Here is an 18,704-nt window from a genome sequence, read left to right on the forward strand (position 1 = left end):
CTTTTTATTAGAATTCTAAACCGTTCTCACGTGCAGCTTCAGCTAAAGCTTTAACACGTCCATGATATAAGTAACCACCACGGTCAAATACTACAGCAGTAATATTTTTTTCCGTAGCGCGTTTTGCGATTGTTTCACCGACTTTAGTTGCAGCATCAACATTGCTACCAGCAGCTTCAAAACCATTTTCTTGAGAAGATGCGCTAACAATTGTTACGCCTGCTACGTCATCGATAAGTTGAGCGTAGATGTTCTTGTTTGAACGGAATACGTTTAAGCGTGGACGCTCAGCAGTACCCGAAATTTTAGAACGTACGCGCGCATGACGTTTTTTACGAACCTGATTTTTATCTTGTTTCGTAATCACAAGGGTCACTCCTTTCTAATGCTTAGACAGCATTATTTACCTGTTTTACCTTCTTTACGACGAACATATTCGCCTTCATAACGGATACCTTTACCTTTGTAAGGCTCTGGTGGACGCACGTCACGGATGTTAGATGCAAGAGCACCAACACGTTCTTTGCTAATACCTTTAACGATGATCTTAGTGTTTGAAGGAACTTCAACTTCTAAACCATCTTCAGGTGTGAACTCAACTGGATGTGAATAACCTACGTTAAGAACAAGTTTTTTACCTTGTAATTGCGCACGGTAACCGACACCGATTAGTTCTAATGATTTTTCGAAACCTGCAGAAACACCAGTAATCATGTTCGCTAAAAGCGCACGTGTTGTACCGTGGTTTGTGCGGTGTTCTTTTGAGTCAGAAGGACGAGATACAGAAATCACGTTACCTTCTTGCTCAATTTTCATATCTTGGTGGAAAGAACGAACAAGTTCGCCTTTAGGACCTTTAACGGTAACTGTGTTGTCAGCTGCAACAGTAACAGTTACGTTAGCTGGTACCTCGATAATTTTTTTACCTACACGAGACATTTAGTTGCACCTCCATTCATTTATTGCTAATTACCAAACGTATGCTAGAACTTCGCCGCCAACTTGTTTAGCGCGAGCTTCTTTATCTGTTAATAGACCTTGTGAAGTTGACACTAAAGCGATACCAAGACCGTTCAGTACTTTAGGCACTTCATTTGTTTTAGCATATACTCGTAGACCAGGTTTAGAAATACGTTTTAAGCCAGTGATAACGCGTTCGTTATCTTTACCGTATTTTAAGAAGATACGGATAATACCTTGCTTGTTGTCTTCCACGTATTCTACGTCACGTACGAAACCTTCACGCTTTAAAATTTCAGCGATTTCTTTTTTCACGTTGGAAGCTGGTACTTCTAACTTCTCGTGACGAACCATGTTCGCATTACGAATGCGAGTAAGCATATCTGCAATCGGATCAGTCATTGTCATTACATTTACCTCCTTCCCAAATTAGGGGATTACCAGCTGGCTTTTTTCACGCCAGGAATTTGTCCCTTATATGCAAGTTCTCGGAAACAAATACGGCAAAGTTTAAATTTACGATATACAGAGTGTGGACGGCCACAGCGTTCACAACGTGTATATTCTTGCACTTTAAACTTTTGCTTACGTTGTTGTTTAACGATCATAGATTTTTTAGCCACGTTTTCGCCCTCCTTGTTTAATTACTTTTGGAACGGCATACCGAATTGTGTCAATAACTCGCGAGCTTCTTCATCAGAATTCGCTGTCGTTACGATCACGATGTCCATACCGCGTACTTTTGAAACTTTATCGTAATCGATTTCTGGGAAAATTAATTGCTCTTTAACACCTAAAGTGTAGTTACCGCGACCGTCGAATGCTTTTTTAGAAACACCACGGAAGTCACGTACACGAGGTAGTGAAATTGAGATTAATTTGTCCAAGAATTCATACATACGCTCACCGCGTAATGTAACTTTAGCACCGATAGGCATACCTTCACGTAGACGGAAACCTGCGATCGATTTTTTCGCTTTAGTTACAACTGGTTTTTGACCAGTGATAATTGTTAATTCTTCTACAGCTGCATCTAATGCTTTTGAGTTTTGAACTGCATCACCAACACCCATGTTGATAACGATTTTGTCAACTTTCGGCAATTGCATAACTGATTTATATCCAAACTTGCTCATAAGAGCAGTTGAAACTTCATTTAAATATTTTTCTTTTAGGCGGCTCATTTGTGTACCTCCCTTCTTTTTATAGAAATTAGTCGATTACTGCACCTGATTTTTTTGCAACACGAACTTTTTTACCGTTTTCGATTTTATAACCTACACGAGTCGGCTCGCCAGATTTAGGATCGATTAGCATTACGTTCGAAACGTGAATTGCAGCCTCTTGGCTTACAATTCCACCTTGTGGATTCAATTGGTTAGGTTTTACGTGTTTTTTCACGATGTTCACACCTTCAACAAGAACGCGATCTTGTCTAGGGTAAGAAGCAAGGATAACGCCTTCTTTGCCTTTGTCCTTACCAGTGATCACCTTAACCTTGTCACCTTTTTTTACATGCATGCTGTCGCACCTCCTTGATTGGCACTATCATGAAATTAAAGAACTTCTGGAGCTAGAGAAACGATTTTCATGAAGTTGCTGTCACGTAATTCACGTGCAACAGGTCCGAAAATACGAGTTCCGCGTGGTGATTTATCATCACGAATAATTACACAAGCATTTTCATCAAATTTGATGTACGTACCATCTTTACGACGTACGCCTGATTTAGTACGAACGATAACAGCTTTAACAACGTCACCCTTCTTAACAACGCCACCTGGTGTTGCTTTCTTAACTGTACAAACAACGATATCACCGATGTTAGCAGTTTTACGGCCAGAGCCACCAAGGACTTTAATTGTAAGAACTTCACGTGCACCTGAGTTGTCAGCAACTTTCATACGACTTTCTTGTTGGATCACTTAGGTTACCTCCCTTCGGAAATTGGTTGTTCCGAAATAGTGTTATTAAATAATAACCGCTTTTTCTACAACTTCAACTAGACGGAAACGTTTAGTAGCTGATAGCGGGCGAGTTTCCATGATACGTACGATATCACCGATTTTCGCTGTGTTTAACTCATCATGAGCTTTAAACTTTTTAGAGTATTTTACACGTTTACCATAAAGCTTGTGCTTTTTGTGAGTTTCAACTAAAACAGAAATAGTTTTGTCCATTTTATCTGAAACAACGCGGCCCGTGTAAACTTTGCGTTGATTACGCTCAGTCATACTTGAAAACCTCCTTTATCAGTTATTTGCACTGATTTCTCTTTCACGAATAACAGTTTTCATACGCGCGATTGCTTTACGCACTTCACGAATACGAGCTGTGTTTTCTAATTGACCAGTCGCCAATTGGAAGCGAAGGTTGAAAAGCTCTTCTTTCAGTGATTTCACTTTCAATTCTAATTCAGAAGTGGCAAGGTCACGGATTTCATTAGCTTTCATTAGATTCACCACCAGTTTCTTGACGTTTTACGATCTTACATTTAACAGGAAGCTTATGTGATGCTAAACGAAGTGCTTCACGTGCGATCTCTTCAGATACACCAGCGATTTCGAACATTACTTTTCCTGGTTTTACTACTGCAACCCAACCTTCAGGAGAACCTTTACCAGAACCCATGCGGACTTCTAGAGGTTTTTTAGTGTAAGGTTTGTGTGGGAAGATTTTAATCCAAACTTTACCGCCACGTTTCATGTAACGAGTCATCGCGATACGTGCAGATTCGATTTGACGGTTAGTAATCCAGCTAGCTGTTTGAGCTTGTAAGCCCCATTCGCCGAAAGATACTTCTTTACCGCCTTTCGCTTCGCCACGCATGTTTCCGCGGTGTTCACGACGGTATTTTACGCGTTTAGGCAATAACATATTATTTGCCTCCTTCCACAGATTTCTTCGTAGGAAGAACTTCACCACGGTAGATCCATACTTTAACGCCTAATTTACCGTAAGTAGTGTCAGCTTCTGCGTGTGCATAGTCGATGTCAGCACGTAGAGTATGAAGTGGAACAGTTCCTTCACTATAGTGTTCAGCACGCGCGATATCAGCGCCACCTAAACGACCAGATACTTGTGTTTTAATTCCTTTTGCACCAGCACGAATTGTGCGTTGGATCGCTTGCTTTTGCGCACGACGGAATGATACACGGTTTTCTAATTGACGAGCGATGTTTTCAGCTACTAGACGAGCGTCAAGATCAGCACGTTTAATTTCGATAATGTTGATGTGTACACGTTTACCAGTTAAATCGCTAAGGTATTTACGAAGATTCTCAACTTCAGAACCACCTTTACCGATTACCATACCTGGTTTCGCAGTGTGAATTGTAATGTTTACACGGTTTGCAGCGCGTTCGATTTCTACTTTAGAAACAGAAGCGTCTTTAAGAGCCGTTTCAATATATTTACGCACTTTGATGTCTTCGTGAAGTAGAGTTGCATAGTCTTTTTCAGCGTACCATTTTGACTCCCAGTCACGAATAATACCAACGCGCAGTCCTATTGGATGTACTTTTTGACCCACGGATTAACCCTCCTTCTTCTCAGATACCACTAGAGTGATGTGGCTTGTGCGTTTGTTAATTGCGCTTGCACGTCCTTGTGCACGTGGACGGAAACGTTTTAATGTTGGACCTTCATCAACGAATACTTCAGAAACTACTAAAGAGTTGATGTCAAGATCGTAGTTATGCTCAGCGTTAGCAACTGCAGATTTTAATACTTTTTCAACGACTGGAGACGCCGCTTTTGGAGTATGACGTAAAATTGCAACTGCCTCACCAACTTGCTTGCCTCGGATTAAGTCTACAACTAGACGGACTTTACGAGGAGCAATGCGAACAGTACGAGCGATAGCTTTAGCTTGTGTCATTAGGATTTACCTCCTCTCAAAATTAGCGTCTTGTTTTCTTGTCGTCTGCACCGTGACCTTTGTAAGCACGTGTTGGTGCGAATTCACCAAGTTTGTGGCCTACCATATCTTCTGTTACGTATACAGGAACGTGTTTACGTCCATCATAAACAGCAATCGTTAAACCGATAAAAGTCGGGAAAATTGTAGAACGGCGAGACCAAGTTTTGATAACTTGTTTTTTCTCAGAAGCCTCTTGCGCTTCCACTTTTTTCATTAAGTGGTCATCAACAAAAGGTCCTTTTTTCAAGCTGCGACCCATGTAGGAACCTCCCTCCGTGATTCCACCACGGCTCTCACATAGAACCGTAGTTTAACCACTTTATTTTTTACGACTACGGATGATGAATTTATCCGTTTTGTTTTTCTTCTTGCGAGTTTTGTAACCAAGTGCTGGTTTACCCCAAGGAGTCATTGGTGATTTACGTCCGATTGGAGAACGTCCTTCACCACCGCCGTGTGGGTGATCGTTAGGGTTCATTACAGAACCACGAACTGTTGGGCGTTTACCTAACCAACGGCTACGACCTGCTTTACCGATGTGTACTAGTTCGTGTTGTTCGTTACCAACTTGACCGATTGTAGCGCGGCAAGTAGCTAACACTAAACGTACTTCACCAGATTGTAGACGAACGATTACGTATTTGTCTTCACGACCAAGTACTTGTGCAGAAGTACCAGCAGAACGTACTAATTGTCCACCTTTACCAGGTTTTAACTCGATGTTATGGATTGTAGTACCCATTGGAATGTTTGCTAATGGTAATGTATTACCTACTTTAATATCAGCATCTGGACCAGATACGATTGTTTGACCAACCTCTAGACCTTTTGGTGCTAAGATGTAAGCTTTTGCTCCATCAGCGTAGTTGATTAATGCGATATTCGCAGAACGGTTTGGATCATATTCAATAGTAGCAACTTTAGCCGGAATGCCATCTTTTACACGTTTGAAATCGATAACACGGTATTGCTTCTTATGTCCACCGCCATGATGACGAACAGTGATTTTACCTTGGTTGTTACGACCAGCTTTGCGTTTAGTTGGTTCAAGCAATGATTTCTCAGGCTTGTTAGTTGTAATTTCCGCAAAGTCTAAAGACGTCATATTACGACGACCATTAGAGGTAGGTTTATACTTTTTAATCGCCATTGTGTTTCCCTCCTTCTTGATTGTTCAAATCATAAATCCATAAAGGATTACATTTCGAATAATTCGATTTCTTTGCTATCAGTAGTTAATTTAACAATCGCTTTACGACGTTTGTTAGTGTAACCACCGTAGCGGCCAACGCGTTTGAATTTACCTTTGTAGTTAAGAACGTTTACTTTCTCAACTTTCACACCAAAGATTTCTTCTACAGCGTCTTTTACTTGAGTTTTGTTAGCGCGAGTGTCTACTTCGAAAGTATACTTTTTCTCTGCCATAAGTTCTGAAGAACGCTCAGTAATGACTGGACGTTTTAAAATATCACGTGCTTCCATTATCCAAGCACCTCCTCAACTTTTTCTACTGCAGACTTTGTGAATACAACTTTATCGTGACCTAATAGATCAAGAACGTTGATTCCGTTTGCAGTTAAAACTGTTACACCAGGGATGTTACGAGCAGATAATGCTACGTTTTCATCTAGGTCAGCAGTTACGAATAAAGATTTTTTCTCTAAAGAAAGATCTTTAAGGATTTTTGTGAATTCTTTTGTTTTTGGTGCTGCTAGTGAAAGAGCATCAAGAACTAAGAAGTTCTGTTCTACTACTTTAGCTGATAAAGCAGATTTAAGAGCTAAGCGACGAACTTTTTTCGGTAATTTATAAGAATAGCTACGTGGAGTTGGGCCGAATACGACACCACCACCGCGCCATTGTGGAGAACGGATAGAACCTTGACGAGCACGACCAGTTCCTTTTTGACGCCATGGTTTACGACCACCACCAGCAACTTCAGAACGGTTTTTAACCTTGTGATTACCTTGACGTAGAGAAGCACGTTGTGCAACTACAGCGTCGAATAATACTGCTTCATTTGGCTCGATTCCGAAGATCGCATCGTTTAATTCGATTTCACCAACTGAAGCACCTGTTTGACTAAGTACAGATACTTTTGTCATTCCTGTTTCCTCCTTTCCTTAGGTGATTACTTAGCTTTAATTGCAGTTTTAACTGTAACTAGAGCTTTTTTAGAACCAGGAACATTACCTTTAACAAGTAGTAAGTTACGTTCCGCATCAACTTTCACGACTTCTAAGTTTTGGATTGTAACTACTGTGCCACCCATTTGACCAGGTAATTTCTTTTGTTTGAATACGCGGTTCGGAGCAACTGGACCCATTGAACCAGGACGACGGTGGTAACGAGAACCGTGGGCCATAGGACCACGAGATTGACCATGGCGTTTAATTACACCTTGGAAACCTTTACCTTTAGTAACACCTGTTACATCAATTACATCGCCTTCTGCGAAAATTTCTACTTTGACTTCTTGACCAACTTCGTATTCTTCAACGTTCACGTTGCGGAATTCACGAATGAAGCGCTTAGGAGCAGTGTTCGCTTTTGCTACGTGACCTTGTTCTGGTTTGTTAGAAAGCTTAACGCGCTTGTCTTCGAAACCAACTTGGATAGCTTCGTAGCCATCTGTATCAGCAGTTTTCTTTTGAAGAACTACGTTTGGAGTAGCTTCGATAACTGTTACCGGGATTAAATCGCCGTTTTCAGCAAAAACTTGTGTCATACCAATTTTTCTACCTAAGATTCCTTTAGCCATTTGTCACACCTCCTGTAAGTTTTGAATAGTTATATTTTTACCATTAAAGTTTGATTTCGATATCAACGCCAGATGGTAAATCAAGTTTCATTAACGCGTCAACAGTTTGTGGTGTTGGGTTAACGATATCGATCAGACGTTTATGCGTACGCATTTCGAATTGTTCACGAGAATCTTTGTACTTGTGAACGGCACGAAGAATCGTGTACACAGACTTCTCAGTTGGAAGTGGAATCGGACCTGATACACTTGCACCTGAACGTTTTGCAGTTTCCACAATTTTCTCAGCAGACTGATCTAAAATACGGTGATCATACGCTTTTAAACGAATACGAATCTTTTGTTTTGCCATTATTTTCCCTCCTTCTCGCCTATTTTCTAGACATTCTCCACGAAAATTTTCCGTCACACCGCCATGGCAAAGCGGCCGGGTGTGTCGGCAACCTCTCGTTTCATCGCAGTCAAAGACCAACATTCAACATTATACCCAATAAAAAAAGAATAAGCAAGTCTTTTCGCTAAATTCTTTTAAATGTTGTTGATATTCTTACTACTAATATTTCTCGTTCCTCTAAACCGTTTACTAGTATATAAAATTCTCATGCACTTTGCAACACATAAGGTTGTTATATCAACGTTTTCGAATATTTCAAACAATAACAAACTGCAAGAACTAGTTTGTAAAGGACTGGTGAACTCAATTTGAAGATGATGCGCTTAGTTATGACGGCATTAACAATCTATAATCTCATAAAGACAAAAAAAGCAGCCTCTAATAGTTAGAAGCCGCTCTTTCTATTACTTATAAGAAAAATACACATGCAACCCAGCCAAATATAATAAGTGGGATGTTTATAAAAATAAACGTTGGCACACATGTATCCCAAATGTGATTATGCTGTCCATCTACATTTAAACCTGCAGTTGGTCCAAGAGTAGAATCTGAAGCAGGAGAGCCTGCATCACCTAAAGCACCTGCTGTACCTATAAGACAGATAATCGCCAAAGGACTCATTCCTAACCCTTGTGCGAGAGGCACAAATAAGGTTGCAATAATAGGTACTGTCGCAAAGGATGAACCAATCCCCATCGTCACTATTAAACCGATGACCAACATTATCAATATAGCTAGACTCTTATTGCCTTGGAGAATTGATAGCGAGTTTGCGATTAAGCTATCTACATGACCCGTGGCGTTAATAACAGATGCAAAACCATTTGCAGCGATCATCACAAAACCGATAAAGGCCATCATCTTCATTCCCTCAGAAAGAATCTCATCTGCCTCTCTCCATTTAAGTGCACCAGTAAAATACATCATCATAATTCCTGCAAAGGCGCCTACAATCATCGAATCAGTATAAATTTGTGCACATAGAGAGACAATTAAAGCCACAGTCGTAGAAAAAATAACGAACTTACTGACATGAACGTTTAAAGACTCTGTATCAACATCTTTATTTTGATATTGTCTAGGTTTTCGATATACGAAAAAGGCTACACATAATCCAATTAACATCCCCAGAACGGGTATAGCCATCGCTACTGGTACATCACGTGAAGATGACTCCATACCTGCCTTGGTAACTTGAGTAGAAACGATATCTTGGAAAATAGCTCCGAAGCCAGCAGGTACGAAGCTATACGTTCCTATTAAACCAACAGCAATTAATGTAGCAATCACTCGTCGGTCTACTTCTAACATATTTAATACCCTTAAAATCGGAGGGATCAATAACGGGATAAAGGCTATATGAATTGGAATTAAGTTTTGCGAGAAAATAGACATCATAAAGATCAGTAGGAAAATTAAAACCTTTACTAAACCTTTTCGATTACTTGTACCATTTTTATTTAATATGTTTAAAATCCCTGCAATCATTAATTCAGGAATTCCTGTTTTTGAAATGGCAATAGCGAAACCACCAAGCAACCCATAACTTAAAGCAATCGTTGCGCCTGCTCCTAATCCTTCTGTAAATGATTGTACAGTTGCTTCAATACCCATGCCGCTTGTTAGACCTCCTGCGAAGGCGCCCAACACAAGAGAAAGAACAACATTGATACGGAGCAAGCTTAATATTAACATGACAGCCACGGCCACAATTACTGCGTTCATTTTAACACTTCACTTTCGTACACTAGATTACTAATATACTAAACTTTAATCGTCTAATACTTGAAAGTCAAGATGTTTTTATACCCTGGAAAAATCCCCTAAATTCAAACAACAAAAAAACAGTATGACCTTAACTAATCATACTGCTTTAAGACTTCTTCCTATTTATAACGATCCACGAATGACTTTTTTATAATAACCAACAGAAAGTACAGCGAAGATAGCATATAACGCTATATAGCAGCTCATAGCAATCCACAATGGTGCGGTTAACTCTGAACCGAATAAAAACCATCCTGACTTAACAGCAAAGTAACTATGAAGTAGCCCTATTATTAATGGAACACCAAAATTAAAGGCTTGTTTCATATAAATACCTTTCATAATATCTTTTTCAGCGAAGCCAATTTTTCTTAATATCGTATAAGAGCCTCGCTCCTCTTCAGCCTCAGACATTTGCTTAAAGTATAAAATACTACCTGTTGTCATTAAAAATGCTAATCCTAAAAATGCTGCGGTAAATATTGTAATTCCTAATGATTCAATATTCCCCTTACGTTCTTCTTCATAGGATTGTATAAGGTTTGGATAATTTTCTTCATTTAATTGTATATATAACTTCTCTGCTTGAGCTAAATCACTTTTATTCTTTATCTTAATAGAAGTTTGTTTGTGCCATTCAGAAGCGCTTGAATAAGTAGCTAGTTTTTCAAACAATGCATCTGAAACTACAAAAATCGGTCCCCCAGGCCCAGCAGTCACAGTACCACTTATAATACTTTCATGTTGAACATCTTTGACATGAAGCGTTTCTTCTTTAGGTACCTCTGGACCTCCAGGAGTGACAACAACATCACGATCCTTTTCAAGTGGAAACATCTCTGCCATATAACCACCATAGTTTGTTAATATAACATCATTATCCGAAACGGAAGCTTCAGGAACTATTTGTTGATAATCAGAAAGTGGGATTGTATAAATGATTCCTTCTAAACCAAAAAGGGGATTATCTTTATTTTGCTGTTCTTTCGATAATAGCTGTGAAAAGGAAGCTGAAACACTCTGCAATCGGAAATCGCTTTTATCAAAAGCAATATGATTGTCCTCTAGCTTCTTTAAAAATTCCTGGTCCTTATCTTCAAGTAAAACGTAATCACCAGGTACTCGGCTATATGCCGACGATTCTGATGAATAATACGAAATATACGCTAAAGTTGTAACCCCAAGTGAAACACCTGTTAAAACCGTAATAAGCGTTAAGGATTTCGCATTACCCTTCATACGATGCATAATCGGTGTTAATGCTAATACATCACGCACAGTTAAATGTCCATTTTTCTTAAGACGAATTAAATTCATAATAAATGCTACAGAGAAACGGAAAACAAGGAACGTCCCACCTATGGTAGTTGCTAAAATAATAATCATATTAAGTGTTAAATTACCCTGAGAGTTAATATCAAAGAGCTTCGTTGATGCATAGTAGCCATATGCAATAAATACAAGTCCCAAAAAGCCAATAACCATTTGTAATGGGCTGAAACGTTTTACGCGCTCATCGGCTTGCTTAGAAGCACTGAATAATGATAGTAATGATACACGGTAAATCATCAAAGCCATTTGCACAAGTACAATGACTAGTAGAATGGCAAATACTGAGATAGACTGCTGTAATGCCTCTGTACTAAATGTCATCGTCACAAGTGCCTCTTTTTCGAGTACGCGCAGTAAAACCATTGCAAATAAGCGTGAACTAAAGAACCCTGCAAGTATACCTAAAACGACCGCGCCTACAAATAATAAGATACTTTCTACCGCTAATAAACGTACGATAAGCCCCTTTGTCATCCCTATTAGCTGATACAAGCCTATCTCCTTACTACGACGCTTCATAAATAGATGGTTGGCATATAGGACGAAAAATAAGACAATAAAGTACAGCATATAGGTTGCTGCTTTAAAACCCGCTGTGGCCGTACCGCTCTTCTCTACTGTAGCGAGCACTTCAGCATTATTTTGCAATGTCACAAAAGAAAAATATAAAGTCACACTAAAAATAAGTGCGAAAAAATATAAATAATAATGCTTCATATTTTTCTTCATACTGCGCAATACGAGTTTACTAAGACTCATAGCCGTCACCGCCTAGCACACTTTGCGTATGCATGATTTCTTGGAAAAATGCCTGTCTCGTTTTATCTCCTTTATATAGCTCACTATAAATAAGTCCGTCCTTTAAAAATAAAACACGTGTACAAAAACTCGCTGCTACCGCATCATGCGTAACCATCATAATTGTTGCTTTTTTTGACTCATTAATACTTTGTAGATTTTTCAAAAGTGCAGTAGCTGATTTAGAGTCAAGTGCGCCTGTAGGTTCATCAGCAAATACAAGTGAAGGATTTGTAATTAGTGCCCGAGCTGCCGATGTACGTTGCTTTTGACCACCTGATATTTCATTTGGATATTTGTTTAAAATCTCAGCAATACCTAATAAATGTGTAAGCTCCTTTACACGACTCTCTGCAACAGCCTTTGGTAGTCTGCCAATAGCTAATGGTAGTAGAATATTCTCTTTCACCGTTAGTGTATCTAATAAATTATAATCTTGGAATATGAACCCCAATTGTTCACGACGGAAATTAGCTAACTCCTTCTCCTTCATACCACGTAAGTTTTGACCATTTATTTCAATAACACCTTCTGTAGCAAAGTCGATTGAACACAAAACATTTAAGAGTGTTGTCTTCCCAGATCCTGAAGGTCCCATAATGCCAACAAATTCACCTTGATTTACTTCTACATCAATACCCTTTAACACTTCTTGGGCTGTTGATTTTTTACCATATACTTTTTTTACTTTACGACCAATTAAAACCGCCACTTGTAAACGCCCCTTTCTATAGTTCAAGTGTACCCTGTCTACGTCGGCAATTCGTGTGTTTTACATGACAATATAAAAAGGTAGGTGACAATTTCGTCATCTACCTGTTAGTTTGACATATTCATTTTGTAATGGAAAACGTAATGTAAATATCGAGCCTTCACCTACACTAGATTGGACGGTAATACGGACGCCAATTTTCTGTGCTACATTATGTGCTAAGTATAGACCCATACCTGTAGATTGTGCAGACTCCCTTCCGGCTGTTCCAGTGTACGATTTATTAAATATTCGTGGTAGATCCTCCTGACGAATACCAATACCTGCATCTTTTATATGTAATAGTGTTGCCCCAGTAGCATCTACTTCAGTAAATATCAATACCTCTGAATTTGCGGGACTATATTTAATCGCATTGGACAGAATTTGTCGGATGATAAAGGCTAGCCATTTGCCGTCCGTCGTCACTGTATCTGTTAACTCTTCCACATCAAAACCAATACCTTTTTCTATACACCATGGCTGCATAGCTCTTATTTCTTTATAGACAACGGTTTTTAGCTCAATGTCCATCATATAATTATCTTTTTCAATAGAAGCTAATCGTGTTTGGTGTAGCTGCTGATCAACCAATAAATGCAGTCTTAGCCATTCTGTCTCTAATTTACGACGTAATGTCAAATCTTCTACGCGATCCAGCATTAAATTAACTGCAGTTAAAGGTGCCTTTACTTCATGAACCCATGCTAGAAGTTCATCCGAATATTCCTGCAGCTGTACCTTTGCTTGATTTAACTCTGTGTTCTTACCGTAGAGAACTTCTTCAATTTTCGTAAAGTATGCCGTTTGAAAAGGCGATAACACTAAATTTTTGCTATGCACGTCATCAAATTGGTTTTCAACATTTCCTAGGAAATTTTTCAGCCGCCCTACTTCTACTACGTATCGCCAAAAAAGAAAGATCATAAAGCTAATAAGCATGCTAATGTTAATATACAAAATCGAGATTCCCACTAATCCAACGTCTAAAGAAAATAAAACATTGATCAAAACGATGATAAAAACAAAAAAGCCTATCCATGCGAGGCGTTCTCTTAAAAATAAAATGAGCATTGTCCATCACGTCCCTTGTGTTAAAGCCATATAACCTAGTCCCTTTTTAGTTAAAATCACTTCTTGTAACCCTATTTCCTCAAGCTTAGTACGTAATCGATTAACATTTACCGATAATGTATTATCATTGACAAAGCGTTCATCGTCCCATAACTTTCTCATTAAATCATCTCTAGAAACAATTTGATCGACCTTCTCCACTAATACACGTAAAATAAAGAGCTCATTTTTAGTTAATGAAGCAAGCTTACCCTCATACATAATTTCACTGCGCGCATAGTCAATAACTGCACCATTAAACCGTGTAACATCCATTGATTCTTCTATATAATCATATGTACGACGTAAAACGGCTTGTACCTTTGCAAGTAATACCTCCATATGGAACGGCTTTTGTACAAAATCATCTGCACCCATTTGCATTGCCATAACCATATCCATTGGATGGTCTCGTGAAGATAGAAAGAGAATGGGCACCTTTGAAATATGACGTAATTCACGACACCAATGAAAGCCATCATAGGCAGGTAGCTGAATGTCTATCAATACAAGCTGGGGTTTTTCCTCAATAAAATCGTCCATTACCTTTTGAAAATCTTTAGCACCTACAACTTGAAGAGACCACTGTGCAAAACGTGTCTGGATCATTTCGAAAATGGATGGATCGTCTTCTATCAACAATATTTTCATCTCCACTTGCAAACCCTCCTTCCAAGAAATGTTTATTATGTATATTGAAAGGGATGCGATTCTACACTCTACAGGCTGTATTAGATTTTATCCCCAGCAATTTCGTAGATAAAAGATTTTCTTCCCACTTTATCATGCTGAAATTCTTATGCTCTTTGGCATTTCAGCCAGTATGTATACATAAGATAATCTAATTAAAATAAAATTATCAAATGTTTTTAACTTATTTTAACATAAAAAACCAATCTGTAAGCGTCCCTACAGATTGGTTTTGAAAATAAGCTAAATGCTTAAATTATTTTTGGATAGAAGCAACTACGCCAGCGCCTACAGTACGGCCACCCTCACGGATAGAGAATTTAGTACCTTCTTCAAGAGCGATTGGAGCGATAAGTTCTACTGTCATTTCGATGTTATCGCCAGGCATTACCATTTCAACGCCTTCTGGTAAGTTACAGATACCTGTTACGTCAGTTGTACGGAAGTAGAACTGAGGACGGTAGTTAGTGAAGAATGGAGTATGACGGCCACCCTCTTCTTTTGATAAAACATAAACTTCAGCTTTGAAGCTTGTGTGTGGAGTGATTGAACCTGGTTTAGATAATACTTGACCACGTTGGATATCTTCACGAGCTACACCACGAAGTAAAGCACCGATGTTGTCACCAGCTTCAGCATAGTCTAATAATTTACGGAACATTTCTACACCAGTTACAGTTGTAGATTTAGCTTCTTCAGTAATACCTACGATTTCAACTACGTCACCAACTTTAACTTGACCACGTTCAACACGGCCAGTTGCAACTGTACCACGACCAGTGATAGAGAATACGTCCTCTACTGGCATCATGAATGGTTTGTCAGTTTGACGTTCTGGAGTTGGGATGTAAGAATCTACAGCGTCCATTAATTCAACGATTTTTTCTTCCCATTCTGCTTCGCCTTCAAGAGCTTTAAGAGCAGAACCTTTGATTACTGGAAGATCGTCACCTGGGAAGTCATATTCAGATAGTAGGTCACGGATTTCCATTTCTACTAATTCTAATAATTCTTCGTCGTCTACCATATCACATTTGTTCATGAATACTACTAAGTATGGAACACCTACTTGACGAGATAAAAGGATGTGTTCACGAGTTTGTGGCATTGGGCCGTCAGCAGCAGATACTACTAAGATACCGCCGTCCATTTGTGCAGCACCAGTGATCATGTTTTTAACATAGTCAGCGTGTCCTGGGCAGTCAACGTGTGCATAGTGACGAGTATCAGTTTCGTATTCTACGTGAGAAGTATTGATTGTGATACCACGTTCTTTTTCTTCTGGAGCGTTATCGATATCAGCGTATGATTTAGCTTCTCCACCCATTTTTTTAGAAAGAACTGTTGCGATAGCAGCAGTTAAAGTAGTTTTACCATGGTCAACGTGTCCGATTGTACCAATGTTAGCATGCGTTTTTGAACGGTCGAATTTTTCTTTAGCCATTAGAGATTGCCTCCTCAAAATTATATGTTTATATTTTTTAAAAATTTATAGAATGATTGCTGATGGCGAACGGGCCCATCCGCCATCCCACAATCATAGCTTACAAATTAGTTATACTTTATGCAAGATGAAAATTCAATTATTCACCTTTATTTTTTTTAACGATTTCAGCAGCGATCGATTTTGGAACTTCTTCATAATGATCGAATGTCATTGAGAATACCCCACGACCTTGCGTTGCTGAACGAAGAGTTGTTGCATATCCAAACATTTCCGATAAAGGAACCATTGCACGAACAACTTGTGAGTTACCGCGAGCTTCCATACCCTCAACGCGTCCGCGACGAGAAGTAATGTTACCCATGATATCACCAAGGTATTCTTCTGGAATTACAACTTCTACTTTCATCATTGGTTCTAAGATAACTGCGTCACATTGTTTAGCAGCTTCTTTAAGAGCCATAGATGCAGCAATTTTGAACGCCATCTCATTCGAGTCAACGTCATGGTAAGAACCGAATACTAATTTCGCTTTAATGTCGATAAGTGGGTAACCAGCTACTACACCGCGGTCAAGAGAGTCACGAAGACCAGCTTCTACAGCAGGAATGTATTCACGAGGTACTACACCACCAACGATAGCGTTTTCGAATTCGAAGCCTTTACCTTCTTCATTTGGAGAGAACTCAATCGTTACGTCACCATATTGTCCACGACCACCAGATTGGCGAGTGAATTTACCTTGAACTTTTGCAGAGCTACGGAATGTTTCACGGTAAGATACCATTGGAGCACCTACGTTAGCTTCTACTTTAAATTCACGGCGCATACGGTCAACTAAGATATCAAGGTGAAGCTCACCCATACCTGAGATGATTGTTTGACCAGTTTCTGTGTCAGTGTGAGCACGGAAAGTTGGATCCTCTTCTTGAAGTTTTTGTAAAGCTTGACCCATTTTATCTTGGTCAGCTTTTGATTTTGGTTCTACAGAAAGAGAAATTACTGGCTCAGGGAATTCCATTGATTCAAGAATAACTAGGTTTTTCTCGTCACATAGAGTATCACCAGTAGTAGTATCTTTAAGACCTACTGCTGCTGCGATGTCCCCAGCGAATACTTTAGAAATCTCTTCACGAGAGTTTGCGTGCATTTGTAGGATACGACCTACACGCTCACGTTTACCTTTAGAAGAGTTTTGTACGTATGAACCTGATTCTAATGTTCCAGAGTACACACGGAAGAAAGTTAATTTACCTACGAATGGGTCAGTCATAACTTTGAATGCAAGAGCTGAGAATGGCTCTTCATCTGAAGAATGACGTTCTAATTCTTCGTCACCATCAACATCAGTACCTTTGATTGCTGGTACATCTAATGGAGATGGTAAGTAATCGATAACTGCATCTAACATTGGGCGTACGCCTTTGTGTTTGAATGCTGTACCACAGATTACTGGGTAGAATTCTACTGCGATCGTAGCACGACGGATAGCCGCTTTAAGTTCAGCAATAGAAATTTCTTCGCCTTCTAAATATTTTTCCATGATTTCTTCATCAACACTTGCAACAGCATCGATTAATTTTTCACGGTATTCTTCAGCTTGTGCGCGGTGTTCTTCAGGGATTTCACCTTCAGTCACTGCTGTACCTTTTTCGTCACCATAGAAAGTAGCTTTCATTTCAACTAAGTCAATGATTGCTGAGAACTGATCTTCAGCGCCGATAGGTAATTGGATAGGGTGAGCGTTTGCTTGTAAACGTTCGTGTAGAGTTCCTACAGAATATAGGAAGTCTGCACCTGTTTTATCCATTTTGTTAATGAACACGATACGTGGAACGCCGTAAGTTGTAGCTTGACGCCATACTGTTTCAGTTTGAGGCTCAACACCAGATTGAGCATCAAGAACTGTTACAGCACCATCAAGTACGCGTAGTGAACGTTCAACTTCTACAGTGAAGTCTACGTGTCCAGGAGTATCGATGATGTTTACACGGTGGCCGTTCCATTGAGCTGTTGTTGCAGCAGAAGTGATTGTAATACCACGTTCTTGCTCTTGCTCCATCCAGTCCATTTGAGAAGCGCCTTCATGAGTTTCACCAATTTTGTGAATCTTACCTGTGTAATAAAGGATACGCTCAGTTGTTGTTGTTTTACCAGCATCAATGTGAGCCATGATCCCAATATTACGTGTATTCTCTAGGGAGAATTCGCGTTTCATAGGTATTTCTCCTTCCATATTGGGCGTATGCGGTTTAGATATTGATTACCAACGGTAGTGAGCGAATGCTTTGTTCGCTTCTGCCATTTTGTGCATATCTTCACGTTTTTTAACTGATGCACCTGTGTTGTTAGAAGCATCAAGGATTTCGTTAGCTAAACGCTCTTCCATAGTTTTTTCACCACGAAGACGAGCGTAGTTAACTAGGTAACGAAGACCTAAAGTTGTACGACGTTCTGGACGTACTTCTACTGGTACTTGATAGTTAGAACCACCAACACGGCGAGCACGAACTTCAAGAACTGGCATTACGTTGTTTAGAGCAGCTTCGAATACTTCAATTGGATTTTCACCAGAACGTTCTTTAACGATATCGAACGCACCGTATAAAATCTTTTGAGAAGTACCTCTTTTACCATCAACCATCATTTTATTAATTAAACGAGTTACTAGTTTTGAACTATAAATTGGATCTGGTAACACGTCACGTTTGGAAACAGGACCTTTACGAGGCATGTGTTTTCCTCCTTTCGAATAGTTATCGATTTATTTTA

26 protein-coding genes are annotated in these 18,704 nt (G+C 39.3%); all 26 read right to left on the reverse strand.

All coding sequences use genetic code 11. The annotated features are described in order from the left end of the window. Positions 1-7: 7 nt before the first annotated feature. Positions 8-367 carry a 50S ribosomal protein L18 gene (rplR, locus tag ACQKN4_RS12485; protein WP_075807301.1) on the reverse strand — a complete coding sequence of 120 codons (360 nt, stop codon included), beginning with the start codon at positions 365-367 and terminating at the stop codon, positions 8-10. Positions 368-399: 32 nt separating this feature from the next. After that, the gene (gene rplF, locus ACQKN4_RS12490) at positions 400-939 is read right to left on the reverse strand and encodes a 50S ribosomal protein L6 (protein ID WP_079562361.1); all 540 of its coding nucleotides are present in this window, start codon (positions 937-939) and stop codon (positions 400-402) included. 30 nt (positions 940-969) lie between these two features. Beyond that, positions 970-1,368 carry a 30S ribosomal protein S8 gene (rpsH, locus tag ACQKN4_RS12495; protein WP_008181717.1) on the reverse strand — a complete coding sequence of 133 codons (399 nt, stop codon included), beginning with the start codon at positions 1,366-1,368 and terminating at the stop codon, positions 970-972. Between the two features lie 29 nt (positions 1,369-1,397). After that, a complete protein-coding gene (locus tag ACQKN4_RS12500; RefSeq protein WP_004233656.1) occupies positions 1,398-1,583 on the reverse strand; it encodes a type Z 30S ribosomal protein S14 in 186 nt (61 codons plus the stop codon). Between the two features lie 21 nt (positions 1,584-1,604). Next, positions 1,605-2,144 carry a 50S ribosomal protein L5 gene (rplE, locus tag ACQKN4_RS12505; protein WP_079562362.1) on the reverse strand — a complete coding sequence of 180 codons (540 nt, stop codon included), beginning with the start codon at positions 2,142-2,144 and terminating at the stop codon, positions 1,605-1,607. Between the two features lie 28 nt (positions 2,145-2,172). Continuing rightward, the gene (gene rplX / locus ACQKN4_RS12510) at positions 2,173-2,481 is read right to left on the reverse strand and encodes a 50S ribosomal protein L24 (RefSeq protein WP_079562363.1); all 309 of its coding nucleotides are present in this window, start codon (positions 2,479-2,481) and stop codon (positions 2,173-2,175) included. 35 nt (positions 2,482-2,516) lie between these two features. Continuing rightward, the gene (rplN, locus tag ACQKN4_RS12515) at positions 2,517-2,885 is read right to left on the reverse strand and encodes a 50S ribosomal protein L14 (RefSeq protein ID WP_004233650.1); all 369 of its coding nucleotides are present in this window, start codon (positions 2,883-2,885) and stop codon (positions 2,517-2,519) included. Between the two features lie 45 nt (positions 2,886-2,930). Continuing rightward, positions 2,931-3,194, reverse strand: a complete 264-nt coding sequence (gene rpsQ / locus ACQKN4_RS12520; RefSeq protein ID WP_053482810.1) for a 30S ribosomal protein S17 — start codon at positions 3,192-3,194, stop codon at positions 2,931-2,933. Between the two features lie 18 nt (positions 3,195-3,212). Continuing rightward, positions 3,213-3,413, reverse strand: a complete 201-nt coding sequence (gene rpmC / locus ACQKN4_RS12525; RefSeq protein WP_049662852.1) for a 50S ribosomal protein L29 — start codon at positions 3,411-3,413, stop codon at positions 3,213-3,215. After that, the gene (rplP, locus tag ACQKN4_RS12530) at positions 3,403-3,837 is read right to left on the reverse strand and encodes a 50S ribosomal protein L16 (protein WP_010860599.1); all 435 of its coding nucleotides are present in this window, start codon (positions 3,835-3,837) and stop codon (positions 3,403-3,405) included. Before rplP ends, rpmC begins: the two co-directional genes overlap by 11 nt. A 1-nt stretch (position 3,838) precedes the next feature. Further along, complete coding sequence (gene rpsC / locus ACQKN4_RS12535; RefSeq protein WP_049662850.1) at positions 3,839-4,492, reverse strand: 30S ribosomal protein S3; 654 nt, start codon at positions 4,490-4,492, stop codon at positions 3,839-3,841. A gap of 3 nt (positions 4,493-4,495) precedes the next feature. After that, positions 4,496-4,840 (reverse strand): 50S ribosomal protein L22, encoded by a 345-nt coding sequence (gene rplV, locus ACQKN4_RS12540; protein WP_004233639.1) that lies wholly within the window; start codon positions 4,838-4,840, stop codon positions 4,496-4,498. A 22-nt stretch (positions 4,841-4,862) separates the two neighbouring features. Then, positions 4,863-5,141, reverse strand: coding sequence for a 30S ribosomal protein S19 (gene rpsS, locus ACQKN4_RS12545; protein WP_049662848.1), 279 nt, complete (start codon positions 5,139-5,141; stop codon positions 4,863-4,865). Between the two features lie 60 nt (positions 5,142-5,201). Then, positions 5,202-6,032 (reverse strand): 50S ribosomal protein L2, encoded by an 831-nt coding sequence (gene rplB, locus ACQKN4_RS12550; protein ID WP_079562364.1) that lies wholly within the window; start codon positions 6,030-6,032, stop codon positions 5,202-5,204. Positions 6,033-6,079: 47 nt separating this feature from the next. Then, positions 6,080-6,364, reverse strand: a complete 285-nt coding sequence (gene rplW, locus ACQKN4_RS12555; RefSeq protein ID WP_079562365.1) for a 50S ribosomal protein L23 — start codon at positions 6,362-6,364, stop codon at positions 6,080-6,082. Further along, positions 6,364-6,987: a 50S ribosomal protein L4 gene (gene rplD / locus ACQKN4_RS12560; RefSeq protein ID WP_079562366.1), complete on the reverse strand. Its 624-nt coding sequence runs from the start codon at positions 6,985-6,987 to the stop codon at positions 6,364-6,366. The genes rplW and rplD overlap by 1 nt, the downstream gene beginning before the upstream one ends. A gap of 26 nt (positions 6,988-7,013) precedes the next feature. Continuing rightward, positions 7,014-7,643: a 50S ribosomal protein L3 gene (rplC, locus tag ACQKN4_RS12565; RefSeq protein ID WP_079562367.1), complete on the reverse strand. Its 630-nt coding sequence runs from the start codon at positions 7,641-7,643 to the stop codon at positions 7,014-7,016. Between the two features lie 43 nt (positions 7,644-7,686). Beyond that, on the reverse strand, positions 7,687-7,995 hold the full coding sequence (gene rpsJ / locus ACQKN4_RS12570; protein WP_004233624.1) for a 30S ribosomal protein S10: 309 nt from the start codon (positions 7,993-7,995) through the stop codon (positions 7,687-7,689). 450 nt (positions 7,996-8,445) lie between these two features. Further along, complete coding sequence (locus ACQKN4_RS12575) at positions 8,446-9,762, reverse strand: Na+/H+ antiporter family protein (protein WP_427483838.1); 1,317 nt, start codon at positions 9,760-9,762, stop codon at positions 8,446-8,448. Between the two features lie 165 nt (positions 9,763-9,927). Next, complete coding sequence (locus tag ACQKN4_RS12580; protein WP_427483839.1) at positions 9,928-11,895, reverse strand: FtsX-like permease family protein; 1,968 nt, start codon at positions 11,893-11,895, stop codon at positions 9,928-9,930. After that, the gene (locus ACQKN4_RS12585; protein WP_079562370.1) at positions 11,885-12,646 is read right to left on the reverse strand and encodes an ABC transporter ATP-binding protein; all 762 of its coding nucleotides are present in this window, start codon (positions 12,644-12,646) and stop codon (positions 11,885-11,887) included. Before ACQKN4_RS12585 ends, ACQKN4_RS12580 begins: the two co-directional genes overlap by 11 nt. A 96-nt stretch (positions 12,647-12,742) precedes the next feature. Further along, on the reverse strand, positions 12,743-13,759 hold the full coding sequence (locus ACQKN4_RS12590) for a sensor histidine kinase (RefSeq protein ID WP_427483840.1): 1,017 nt from the start codon (positions 13,757-13,759) through the stop codon (positions 12,743-12,745). 6 nt (positions 13,760-13,765) lie between these two features. Beyond that, positions 13,766-14,449, reverse strand: coding sequence for a response regulator transcription factor (locus ACQKN4_RS12595; protein ID WP_427483887.1), 684 nt, complete (start codon positions 14,447-14,449; stop codon positions 13,766-13,768). A 295-nt stretch (positions 14,450-14,744) separates the two neighbouring features. After that, entirely contained in the window at positions 14,745-15,932 is a 1,188-nt protein-coding gene (gene tuf, locus ACQKN4_RS12600; protein WP_079562372.1) for an elongation factor Tu, read from the reverse strand. A 139-nt stretch (positions 15,933-16,071) separates the two neighbouring features. Beyond that, positions 16,072-18,150 (reverse strand): elongation factor G, encoded by a 2,079-nt coding sequence (gene fusA, locus ACQKN4_RS12605; RefSeq protein ID WP_079562373.1) that lies wholly within the window; start codon positions 18,148-18,150, stop codon positions 16,072-16,074. Between the two features lie 45 nt (positions 18,151-18,195). Next, positions 18,196-18,666, reverse strand: coding sequence for a 30S ribosomal protein S7 (gene rpsG / locus ACQKN4_RS12610; protein WP_079562374.1), 471 nt, complete (start codon positions 18,664-18,666; stop codon positions 18,196-18,198). Positions 18,667-18,704: the final 38 nt, after the last annotated feature.

The organism is Lysinibacillus sp. NPDC093692, assembly GCF_050280125.1.
Classification (GTDB): domain Bacteria; phylum Bacillota; class Bacilli; order Bacillales_A; family Planococcaceae; genus Lysinibacillus.

Excerpts from the sequence above, each read along its gene's own strand:
- rpsG (WP_079562374.1), bottom strand. The coding sequence starts at position 18,666 with ATGCCTCGTAAAGGTCCTGTTTCCAAACGTGACGTGTTACCAGATCCA.
- rpsJ (WP_004233624.1), bottom strand. The coding sequence starts at position 7,995 with ATGGCAAAACAAAAGATTCGTATTCGTTTAAAAGCGTATGATCACCGT.
- ACQKN4_RS12575 (WP_427483838.1), bottom strand. The coding sequence starts at position 9,762 with ATGAACGCAGTAATTGTGGCCGTGGCTGTCATGTTAATATTAAGCTTG.
- rplE (WP_079562362.1), bottom strand. The coding sequence starts at position 2,144 with ATGAGCCGCCTAAAAGAAAAATATTTAAATGAAGTTTCAACTGCTCTT.
- rpsS (WP_049662848.1), bottom strand. The coding sequence starts at position 5,141 with ATGGGTCGCAGCTTGAAAAAAGGACCTTTTGTTGATGACCACTTAATG.
- ACQKN4_RS12580 (WP_427483839.1), bottom strand. The coding sequence starts at position 11,895 with ATGAGTCTTAGTAAACTCGTATTGCGCAGTATGAAGAAAAATATGAAG.
- rpsH (WP_008181717.1), bottom strand. The coding sequence starts at position 1,368 with ATGACAATGACTGATCCGATTGCAGATATGCTTACTCGCATTCGTAAT.
- rplC (WP_079562367.1), bottom strand. The coding sequence starts at position 7,643 with ATGGCTAAAGGAATCTTAGGTAGAAAAATTGGTATGACACAAGTTTTT.
- rplF (WP_079562361.1), bottom strand. The coding sequence starts at position 939 with ATGTCTCGTGTAGGTAAAAAAATTATCGAGGTACCAGCTAACGTAACT.
- rplW (WP_079562365.1), bottom strand. The coding sequence starts at position 6,364 with ATGGAAGCACGTGATATTTTAAAACGTCCAGTCATTACTGAGCGTTCT.
- rpmC (WP_049662852.1), bottom strand. The coding sequence starts at position 3,413 with ATGAAAGCTAATGAAATCCGTGACCTTGCCACTTCTGAATTAGAATTG.
- rplX (WP_079562363.1), bottom strand. The coding sequence starts at position 2,481 with ATGCATGTAAAAAAAGGTGACAAGGTTAAGGTGATCACTGGTAAGGAC.
- rplB (WP_079562364.1), bottom strand. The coding sequence starts at position 6,032 with ATGGCGATTAAAAAGTATAAACCTACCTCTAATGGTCGTCGTAATATG.
- ACQKN4_RS12590 (WP_427483840.1), bottom strand. The coding sequence starts at position 13,759 with ATGCTCATTTTATTTTTAAGAGAACGCCTCGCATGGATAGGCTTTTTT.
- rplV (WP_004233639.1), bottom strand. The coding sequence starts at position 4,840 with ATGACACAAGCTAAAGCTATCGCTCGTACTGTTCGCATTGCTCCTCGT.
- rplP (WP_010860599.1), bottom strand. The coding sequence starts at position 3,837 with ATGTTATTGCCTAAACGCGTAAAATACCGTCGTGAACACCGCGGAAAC.
- rpsQ (WP_053482810.1), bottom strand. The coding sequence starts at position 3,194 with ATGACTGAGCGTAATCAACGCAAAGTTTACACGGGCCGCGTTGTTTCA.
- fusA (WP_079562373.1), bottom strand. The coding sequence starts at position 18,150 with ATGAAACGCGAATTCTCCCTAGAGAATACACGTAATATTGGGATCATG.
- tuf (WP_079562372.1), bottom strand. The coding sequence starts at position 15,932 with ATGGCTAAAGAAAAATTCGACCGTTCAAAAACGCATGCTAACATTGGT.
- rplD (WP_079562366.1), bottom strand. The coding sequence starts at position 6,987 with ATGACAAAAGTATCTGTACTTAGTCAAACAGGTGCTTCAGTTGGTGAA.
- ACQKN4_RS12595 (WP_427483887.1), bottom strand. The coding sequence starts at position 14,449 with ATGAAAATATTGTTGATAGAAGACGATCCATCCATTTTCGAAATGATC.